A 9,593-nucleotide genomic window follows, 5' to 3' on the forward strand; every position below is an offset into this window, starting at 1 on the left:
GTATTACGGCGGCGTGATCGGGGGACCGTTTTATCGTCTGATCGATGCAGGCAAGTTGCCTTCGCTCGCTGAATCCACCGGGCTGGGCGACGTCGTCAACGGCGTGAAGCCTGGACGAGAAAACAACAAGCAGCGTGTCATTTTTATCGCTTGCGGCATGGCGGTTTTCGATATCTCATGGGGCTATGATCTTTACAGGAATGCTTTGGATAAAGGCATCGGCCAGTCGCTGAATCTTTGGGACAAGCCTAATCAAGGTTAAGTGTGCGTTCTATTCGAGGAATGAAAAGACTATGACCCAATATCGTTTCGAATGTATCGAAGGCCATACCGAAGGCATGCCGGTGCGAATGGTGACGAGCGGCGCGCCGATCGTCAAAGCGCCGTCCATGTCTGCCGTACGAGAAATTGGGATTACTGAATATGACTGGATTCGCCGCGCGCTTTCCATGGAACCACGCGGCCACGCACATATGTCCGGCACCATCCTGTACCCGCCCATCTCTTCCGATGCCGACATGGGCCTGCTCTTCTACGAAACCTCCGGCTTTCTCCCGATGTGCGGCCACGCATCGATCGGATCGATTTCGTTTGCGATCGAAGCGGGTTTGGTGAAACCGCGCCAGCCGGGTCATATCATCGTCGATGTGCCGGCCGGTCAGCTTTCCGCGCGCTATGAGATGGACGGCAAGCGCGTGAAGAACGTGCGCTTCACTAACGTGCCGAGCTTTCTGCTGCACCGCGATCTCGAAGTACAGCATCCCGCGCTCGGCACGTTGGTCGTGGACATTGCGTACGGCGGCAACTTCTATCCGATCGTCGAAGTGCAGCCGAACTTTCCCGGCTGCGAGCATTTTTCATCGGATCAGCTTCTGGAATACGGATGGCAGATGCAGCAGGCGGTCAATCAGACCATCGATGTCGTGCATCCTGACAAGCCTGATATTCGCGGCGTGAAGCATTGCATGTGGACGGGTGCGCCACAGAGCGAAAGCGCCGATGGCCGCGCAGTCGTCATCGCCGGCCCGATGTTGATCGACCGTTCACCGTGTGGCACGGGCACCTCGGCACGCGTCGCGCAACGCCATGCACGCGGGCTATTGCGCGAAGGGCAGACCTTCACGCATCAGAGCCTGATTCTGAGCGCATTCGTCGGACGCGTGGAAGCGGTCACGTGTTTGGAAAGCGGTCTGGATGCGGTGCTGCCGAGTATCGAAGGGCAAGCCTTTATCACGGGTCGCGGTGAGCATTACGTGGACGAGTCGCATCCTTATCCGCATGGCTTCAGCCTCAAAGACTTTGCTTGATAGAAACACAAAGAAAAGCCGGTTCTGCGCGTGCAAAACCGGCTTTTTAACGCTTTGAATGCTTCAGGCCGCGCGCTTGACGAGATCGCGAAGCTCGGCGGGAAACAGCATGTCGCGTGCGATGGAATCGTCGGCACGCAGCAAATCGGCCGCTTTGTGTGCGCCGAAGAAGTCGAGGAACAGCGGCGATTGCAGGATCAGCATATCGAAGCCGGGCAGCACCGGCATGCCACGATCCATCGCAGCGCGCAGCAGCGGAGTCGGCTGATTCTTCATCAGGATGTCGCACACTTGCGCTTCGGATGCAAGCCGATCGGTGGGAACGGGCAGCGGATCAGTCGTTTTCAAACCCAGCGGCGATGCGTTGATCACTACTTCGAACTCCGAAGGATCATTCGATTCCTGCACCGAAACCGGCAAGCCGTATTGCTTCTGAATGGATTGCGCAAGCGCACGCGCTTTGGCCGTGTCCGGATCGTACAAGCCGATGGACGACACCGCGCCTTCCGCCAGCGCCGCCGCAATCGCGCTGGCCGCGCCGCCCGCGCCGATCAGCAACACCGACTTACCGCGATACGCCATTGCGTAGCGGTCCATCGACTTGACGAAGCCGAGTCCGTCGAAGCATTCGCCTTCGAGTTCGCCCGCGTCGTTGCGACGAATCGCGTTCACCGCGTTGGCGACTTGCGCGCCCTTCGAAAGACGATCGACAATGGACGCCGCCGCCGTCTTGTGCGGAATCGACAGCACCATGCCACGCGTGGTCGCTGATGCGAACAATGACCGCACAGTGCCCTCGAGATGCTTAGGCGAGACCTGAAGTGGCACCATCACCGCATCGTCGCCGCACAGCGGGAACACCTTGTTGAAAATCTCCGGCGTGCGCACCTGTTCGATCGGGTCCGCTACCATGAAATAGACGCCAGTCTTTCCGGTAATCATAAATTTCTCTCGTTGATTAGTATCGCTAATTTCAATGCCAATGGAAGCGCCTCGCCCGAAGGCGAGCCGCATCACACGCTATTTCTTCGGGAAGCCTTCGCCCCAGGTATCGCTCAGCATAAAGCCTGCTGCAAGCGGGTCGTCCGGGTCCACGCCAATCTGCTCGATGCCGTAAATCCACGCGCGCCCGCTGATACGCGGCAGCACCGCCGCCTTGCCGCCCACTTCCGTTTTGCCGAGCAACTCGACGCCGAACTCGCTGCCGATAGTCGAACGCGACTTGAGCTTGCCGCCAATATCCACGCTGCCGCGCGCCGCAAGCGTGGCGAGGTTCGCGGAACTGCCCGTGCCGCACGGCGATCGGTCGATGCGTCCTGGCGGCAACGTCGTGCACGTCTGATATTCCGTATCGCTTACGCGATTGCGGAACATGACGTAAGCAAGCCGGTTGATCTCGGGATAAAGCGGATGCTGAATGCTCACTTGTTCATCGATAATGCCGCGCAGTTTCACGCCCAGATCCGCGAGCTTGCGCGCGTTCTCGGGTGCAATGTTGAGGCCGACCTGATCCACATCGACCAAGGCGTAATACACGCCACCGAACGCGACGTCCACCTTGATGGTGCCGAATTCAGGCGTTTGTATCGGCAGGTCGAGATGCTCGACAAAGGCCGGCACCATATTCAGCGAGACGCCGGTGCATCGTCCGTCCTGACAGCTTGCGCGTGCCGTCACGAGACCTGCGGGTGTATCGAGTACGACTGTGGTTTCCGGCTCCTGCATCGGCACGATGCCCATTTCAAGCAGCGTCGTCACTACGCAGATGGCGTTGCTGCCCGACATCGGATGTGCCTTGTCGGATTGCAGAACGATAAAGCCCGCATGCGCTTCGGGACGTGTTGGCGGCAGCAGCAGATTCACCGACATTTGCAGGCAACCGCGCGGTTCCAGCACCACGAGACGGCGCACACTGTCATCGACTTCGTTGATGTAGTTCATCTTGTCGAGCATGGTCGCGCCGGGAATATTCACGACGCCGCCGGTGATGACCTTGCCGATCTCACCTTCGCAATGCACGCCTACGAGTTGAAGTGTCTTTTTCCAGCGCATGATCTACTCACTTTGAAGATGGTTCATCAGAACCGGTAAGCGCTGAACGCCGCGATATCTTGCTTAGGTGTACGACCGGTAGCGAGATCGGCGATCAGGCGGCCTGTGGTCGCGCCGAGCGTCAGGCCAAGCTGTCCGTGGCCGATCGCCATCAGCACGTTCGGCAAACGCCGCGAACGGTCGATAATCGGCTTGGTATCCGGCAAAAACGGCCGATAGCCGACGCCGAACTCATAATTGTCCGCTTTAAGCTGCGGCAAAACACGCCGCGCCTTCTCAAGGATGATTTCCGCACGCCTGAAATTCGGCTTCGCATTGCGTCCGGAAAACTCGATGGTGCCGCCGATCTGCAAGCCGCGACGCATCGGCGTAAAACAAAAGCCGCCATCGGAATAGATCACCGAATGGCGGAACTCGACGCCGGGATCGCGCAGCAGCGCTTGATAGCCGGCCACGCCTTCCAGCGGCGCATTGATGCCGAGTTGCGAGAAGAAGCGCGTCGCGCTCGCGCCAGCGGCAAGCACGACTTGCGTTGCTGCAACGCGCTCGCCATTGGCAAGCTTGACACCGGTGGCGCGGCCCGCGTCTTCATCGATCGATAAGGCGCTGGTGCGGATACGGCGTCCGCCTTGTTGCTCGAAACTTTCGGTCAACGCGGCGATAAATCCCTCAGTATCGCTAACGAAGCGCCATTGCGGCATCAAAATACCGTGCGCGAAGCGACCGCCCAACGCAGGTTCGAGATCGCCGATCTCCGCTGCATTGAGCACTTGAGAAGAGAAGCCCAGCGACTGCCGCAGTTCGATATGCCCACGTTCACGCGCCACGCCTTCCGGACCATCGAAGACCTGCATGACGGGCTGTTGCACGAGCAGCGCTTTGTCGTCACAAGCGTCGAGCAAAGGCGCGTAATCAGCGAATACGTGCTTCGTGAGCGAAGCCATCGACTGAGCAATGCTTTCGATCTTCGAATGCCGTGCGCAAGCCATGAAACGCAGCATCCACGGAATGATGCCGGGCAAGGCGCTGGGCCGCAAAGCCAGCGGGCCGGTCTGATCCATCAGCCAGCCGGGCACTTTCATCAGCACGCCGGGTTTGGAAAGCGGAATGATCTCGCCCACCGAAATCTGGCCGCAACTCCATTTGGCCGTGCTGTCGCCGGGCGCGGCCGGATCGATCAACGTGACCTGATAGCCGTCGCGCTGAAGATAAAGCGCGCAGCACGTGCCGACAATGCCGCCGCCGATCACCACCGCCTGCTCCTTCGGAACTGACGACGCCACAGGTTCGGAATAACGCTCGCGAGGTACGGAATTCATCTTCGTTGGTGTCCGTGCTGCAAAGTTTTATTGAATACCTTTCGCGCTCAATATGCAAAGCGGCGCAGATATCGTGTTTCGATCAGACTGACCAGACGCGTCAGCGGAAACGCCACCACGAAGTAAATGATGCCGACCGTGGTGAGGAATTCGAGCGGCTTCGCGGTTGCATTGGAAATGCTCTGGCCCACATACATGAGGTCCGCCACGCCCACCGACGAAATCAGCGCGCTTTCCTTGAACAGACTGATGATGTTCGATAACAGCGGCGGAATCGCTCGCAGTAAAGCCTGCGGAAAAATTACGTGAATGATCTTCACCTGCGGCGGAAGACTCAGCGCGATGCACGCATCATGCTGCTCGCCGGAAATCGATTTGAGCGCGCCGCGAAAGGTCTCGCTGGTGATCGCGGTCATATACAGCGTCAGCGAAATGATGACCGAAAGATACGGTGGAATCGGCAGACGAAAGACGACAGGAAAGCAGAAGAAGATCCAGAACAGTTGAATCAGCAAAGGCGTGCCGCGAAACAACTCCACGTACAGCCACGTCGGCGCTTTGATCCAGCGCGACGGCGACATGCGCAGCAGACTCAGCACGAAGCCGAGCACACTGCCGAGCAACGCGCAGCCGCCGGTGAATGCCACGGTAAGCGCCAGGCCCTTGAGCAGCACAAGCCAGTAGGACGCGACGATGCCGACATCGAAATTCATGACGTTCTCCTTAACGCTGCACGGCGGCGTCTTGCCGGCGCTCGATCATATGGACCAGACGCGTGATCGGCAGCGAAAGCGCGAAGTAAATCAGCGCCACCACCGAATACGTTTCCAGCGGCCGATACGCCTCCGTCGCCAGACTCTTCGCCACGTACATGAGGTCCGCGACCGCGACAATCGCCACCAGCGCGCTTTGCTGCAAGGTGCCGATACCGTTGGTCATCAACACGGGCAAGGCGCTGCGCAAGGCTTGCGGCAAGACCACATAAAACGTGCGCTGCCACGGCTTCAGACCCAGCGCGATACACGCGTCGAGATGTTCCTTCGGCACCGCCTGCACGCCCGCGCGATACGCCTCCGCATTGAACGCGGTCAGGTTCAGCCCGAGCGCCAGCACGCCCATTGCGATCGGATCGATAAAGACATCGACCATCATCGGAATGCAGTAAAAGAACCACACGATCTGCAACAGCGCCGGCGTGCAGCGGAAGAACTCGATGAAAAGCTGCGCCGGCCATCGCACGATCTGCCAGCGGCTCATCACCATCAGACACAGAAAGAAGCCGCATACGAGGCCCATGACATTGGCGGCGAGCGCCAGTTCCAGCGTCACGCGCAAGCCTTGCAACAACGTCTCGACGCTTCCCTTCAGAAAGCTGAAATCAAACTGATAGCCCATGATCCGCCTCGCTCAATCCAGATAAAGGACTTTTTCCAGAAACTCGCGTGTGCGTGTTTCCTTCGGACACTTGAACATATCGGCGGGTGCGCCTTCTTCCACGACCTTGCCGCTGGCGCAGAACACCACGCGTGTGGCGATATCGCGTGCGAAGTGCATGTCGTGCGTGACGATAATCATCGCCATTTTCTGCTCGGCCAGTTGCAACATCACGTTCTGGACTTCGATGACCATCTCGGGGTCGAGCGCTGAAGTCACTTCGTCGAACAGCATCAGCTTGGGTTCGAGCATCAGGGCGCGTGCGATTGCCACGCGCTGTTTCTGACCACCGGAAAGCTGGCTCGGATATGCATTGAGCTTGCTTTCAAGGCCGAGCCGCGCGAGATACTTGCGCGCGCGTTCGGTGGCATCGGCTTTATTCAAGCCGAGCACTTTGACCGGCGCGAGAATCAGATTGCCCAGCACGGAAAGATGCGGGAACAGCGTGTAGTGCTGAAACACCATGCCGATCTGCTTTTGCAGCTTCGCATCGATCCGCTTCGAGCCGCTCTGATCCGCACCGCGAATATACGGCTTGCCCTGAAACATGATCTCGCCGCCCTGCACGCCTTCGAGACCCATCAACACGCGCAGCAGCGAACTCTTGCCACTGCCGCTCGGTCCGATCACCACCAGCCGGTCATCGGCGCGCATGTCGAGACTCATGCGATCCATCACGACCAGATTCTCGCCATATGACTTGTACACGTTCCGCAACTGCACGAAATCGCCCGCTGCGGCCGACAGCGACGAGACCTTCGCCCCGTAGGTCGGATTCGACACCGGTTGTGCCTGAGTCTGAGATAGCAACATGAGGACTTCCTCCGCGGAGCGCATCGCTGGCGCTCACGTCTTCGTTCAAACGTACGAGGGGAAGCCGCAAGAAGCACGGCTTCCATCGACTCAAATCCGATTATTTAGTACTGGCTACAGTCTCTTTCACCGAGGCATCGACCAGGCTGTTCACCGTGCCCGATTGTTTCTGCTTTTCGATGAACTGATTCAACACGGCGACGTCGGCAGCAGGCGTTTCCTTGCGGATACCGAAGGCAATGCCCTGTTGCGCGAGCAGCGGATTCGGCTTGAACACTTCGGCCCAGTCGGGATGGGCGCGCACGAGCAGCAGGTTCGTCATGTTGTCGTCGGCGAGCAGATCGGCGCGCTTGGACATAAGCGCGAGACGCGTTTCATCGAAGCCAGGCAAGCGCATGATGGTCGCTTGCTTGAGCACGGACGAAATGGCCTTGTCCTGCGCCGTACCGGACATCACCGTGACCGTGGTGCCGGGTTTGTCGATATCGGCGATGGCGTGAATCTGCTTCGGCACCTTCGGGTTGTTCTTGTTGTACGTGAAGGTCACGCTGTAATCGACCACTGGTTCGGAAAACGAAATAGCTTTGCGGCGTTCCGGCGTGTCATTCAGCGACAGCGACATATCCCACTTCTCGGATTGCAGACCCGCGACGATGTTGTCCCACGTCGTATCCACGTACTCCACTTTCACCTTCAGCACTTGTTCACCGAACTGACGGCACAGGTCAGGAAACACGCCGCTGTAGGTTCCCGTCTTCGGGTCCTTCATGGTGTACGGCGGCGACGTGGCGATACCACAGCGCAGCACGCCCGCCTTGCGTACGTCCTGCCACGTATTGTCCTGCGCGTATGCAACCGAACTGGCGGCCAGCGCGCCGAAAATCGTTGCGCCGATTAAAGCGCGACCGAGCATTCCAGACATCTTCAACATGATCAACCTCTGCAAATAAGGGTTCCAATTTCCGATATACGACGATGCTTTTTTGCTGCGCGCCAATGCCTTACTTCAATTCAAAAATGCCTTCAAGTTCGACCGCCACGCCGCGCGGCAACGAGATGCAGCCAACTGCCGCACGCGTGTGGCGGCCTGCATGGCCGAGCACGGCGACCATGAGATCGGATGCGCCATTGATGACCTTCGGGTGATCGGTGAAGTCGTCGGTCGCGTTGACAAAACCGCCCAGCCGCACGCATCCCGCGACGCGATTGAAGTCGCCCTCCACCGCACGATCCACCTGCGCTAGCATGTTCACGGCACAAAGTCGCGCCGCCGCTTGTCCATCTTCGAGCGATACGTTCTTGCCAAGCTTGCCGACGTAATGATCGACGCCATCCAGCACCGGCACTTGCCCCGACACGTACAGCAGATTGCCGACCTTCTTCACCGGCAGGAAATTCGCGCCGGGTTTCGGTGCGGATTGCGGCAACGCGATACCGAGTTCCTGCAAGCGTTCCTTGAGACTCGAATTCATTTCTTAAACTCCTTCGGATTACTTCGCATTTCGTGCCGTGTTCGAACGAGCGCGATCGATCTTGTCACCGTCGAACACGACCTTGTGGCGCTGTTCCGCATACTCGCGCGTGATCTTTCCGTTGGCGAGATCGGCTTCGATACCTTCCAGCGTTCGCTTGAGCGGATCGCCATAACCGCCGCCGCCGGCCTGTTCGTGACGAATGATCGCGCCGCGATGCAGCGTGCGCGTGAACTTGCTGGGCAGCGGCGACAAGCCATCGTCCGAGCGCAGATAGTTGGCCGAGCACGCACCCGATCCACCGCCAAACAAGCCATAAGGCGCGTGATTGGCGCGATCCGACCGAATCTGCGCGACCACTTCTTCCGCTTCGATCCGATACTCGCGCACCAGCCCCAGCCCGCCGCGATACTCACCCGCGCCGCCCGAATCCTCGGCAAAGCCATACGCTTCCATCACGATCGGATAACGCGCTTCGAGCGTTTCGATCGGCATATTCGACATGTTCTGCGATGGATTCGTCACGCCTTCCATGCCGTCCTTGTTGAAGCGTCCGCCCCACGCGCCGTTGATCATGTCCACCAGAATGAACGGCTCGCTCGCGCCCTTTGCATAGCCGCTCAGCGCGATCACCGTGTTGCCGCCTTCGCCTGCCGCCATCACTTTCTTCGGTGCAATCTGTGCCAATGCACCGAGCACGCAATCCACCACGCGATACCCCGTCAAAGCACGTGCGGCCACGGGCGCGGGCATACGCGGATTGAGAATTGAGCCTTCAGGCGCGGTGATTTCAATGCAGCGATACACGCCCGCGTTGTTCGGCACATCGGCTTCGAGTGCGCAGCGTACGCTGAGATAGGTAGCAGACTTAACGAACGACAATGTCGAGTTGATCGCGCCGCGCACTTGCGGCGACGATCCCGCGAAGTCCACACTGACCTTCGATCCTTCCACCGTGATCGCGCATTGAATTGGAATCGCGTCTTCGGAAAAACCGTCGTTGTCGATGTAATCCGTGAAGCGATACACGCCATCGGGCCACGCTTCGATGGCCTGACGCGTAAGTCTTTCACCGTAATCGAGCAGTTCATCGAAATAGCTTTGCAGATTCTCTTCGCCGTATCGGCCGATCATACGCAGCAGTTCACGCTCACCGATATTGCAGGTTGCAAGCTGCGCATCGAGATCGCCCATCA

Annotated in this window: 10 protein-coding genes and 1 pseudogene; 2 read left to right on the top strand and 9 right to left on the bottom strand. The window is 58.7% G+C overall.

The genetic code is table 11. The features are described 5' to 3' along the window. Both P7F28_RS02490 and P7F28_RS02495 read left to right on the top strand, forming a co-directional pair. Positions 1-262: pseudogene (locus P7F28_RS02490) on the top strand (ornithine cyclodeaminase); the annotation flags it as partial. 31 nt (positions 263-293) lie between these two features. Beyond that, positions 294-1,307, top strand: a complete 1,014-nt coding sequence (locus P7F28_RS02495; RefSeq protein WP_277182859.1) for a 4-hydroxyproline epimerase — start codon at positions 294-296, stop codon at positions 1,305-1,307. A gap of 63 nt (positions 1,308-1,370) precedes the next feature. Here P7F28_RS02495 and P7F28_RS02500 read toward each other — a convergent pair whose 3' ends face one another. The 9 genes from P7F28_RS02500 to P7F28_RS02540 all read right to left on the bottom strand — a co-directional run. Next, positions 1,371-2,249 carry a shikimate dehydrogenase gene (locus tag P7F28_RS02500; protein ID WP_277182860.1) on the bottom strand — a complete coding sequence of 293 codons (879 nt, stop codon included), beginning with the start codon at positions 2,247-2,249 and terminating at the stop codon, positions 1,371-1,373. A 78-nt stretch (positions 2,250-2,327) separates the two neighbouring features. After that, on the bottom strand, positions 2,328-3,359 hold the full coding sequence (locus P7F28_RS02505) for a proline racemase family protein (RefSeq protein ID WP_277182861.1): 1,032 nt from the start codon (positions 3,357-3,359) through the stop codon (positions 2,328-2,330). 26 nt (positions 3,360-3,385) lie between these two features. Further along, entirely contained in the window at positions 3,386-4,678 is a 1,293-nt protein-coding gene (locus P7F28_RS02510; RefSeq protein WP_277182862.1) for an FAD-binding oxidoreductase, read from the bottom strand. A gap of 47 nt (positions 4,679-4,725) precedes the next feature. Then, positions 4,726-5,391 (bottom strand): amino acid ABC transporter permease, encoded by a 666-nt coding sequence (locus P7F28_RS02515; protein WP_277182863.1) that lies wholly within the window; start codon positions 5,389-5,391, stop codon positions 4,726-4,728. Between the two features lie 10 nt (positions 5,392-5,401). Continuing rightward, positions 5,402-6,073 (bottom strand): amino acid ABC transporter permease, encoded by a 672-nt coding sequence (locus tag P7F28_RS02520; protein WP_277182864.1) that lies wholly within the window; start codon positions 6,071-6,073, stop codon positions 5,402-5,404. Between the two features lie 12 nt (positions 6,074-6,085). After that, positions 6,086-6,925 (bottom strand): amino acid ABC transporter ATP-binding protein, encoded by an 840-nt coding sequence (locus tag P7F28_RS02525; RefSeq protein ID WP_277182865.1) that lies wholly within the window; start codon positions 6,923-6,925, stop codon positions 6,086-6,088. A 100-nt stretch (positions 6,926-7,025) separates the two neighbouring features. Then, on the bottom strand, positions 7,026-7,856 hold the full coding sequence (locus P7F28_RS02530) for an ABC transporter substrate-binding protein (RefSeq protein ID WP_277182866.1): 831 nt from the start codon (positions 7,854-7,856) through the stop codon (positions 7,026-7,028). 70 nt (positions 7,857-7,926) lie between these two features. Continuing rightward, entirely contained in the window at positions 7,927-8,397 is a 471-nt protein-coding gene (locus P7F28_RS02535; protein WP_277182867.1) for a RidA family protein, read from the bottom strand. An 18-nt stretch (positions 8,398-8,415) separates the two neighbouring features. Further along, the coding region (locus P7F28_RS02540) for a hydantoinase B/oxoprolinase family protein (RefSeq protein WP_277182868.1) at positions 8,416-9,593 on the bottom strand (1,178 nt) is incomplete at its 5' end.

This window comes from Caballeronia sp. BR00000012568055 (assembly GCF_029439455.1).
GTDB lineage: Bacteria > Pseudomonadota > Gammaproteobacteria > Burkholderiales > Burkholderiaceae > Caballeronia.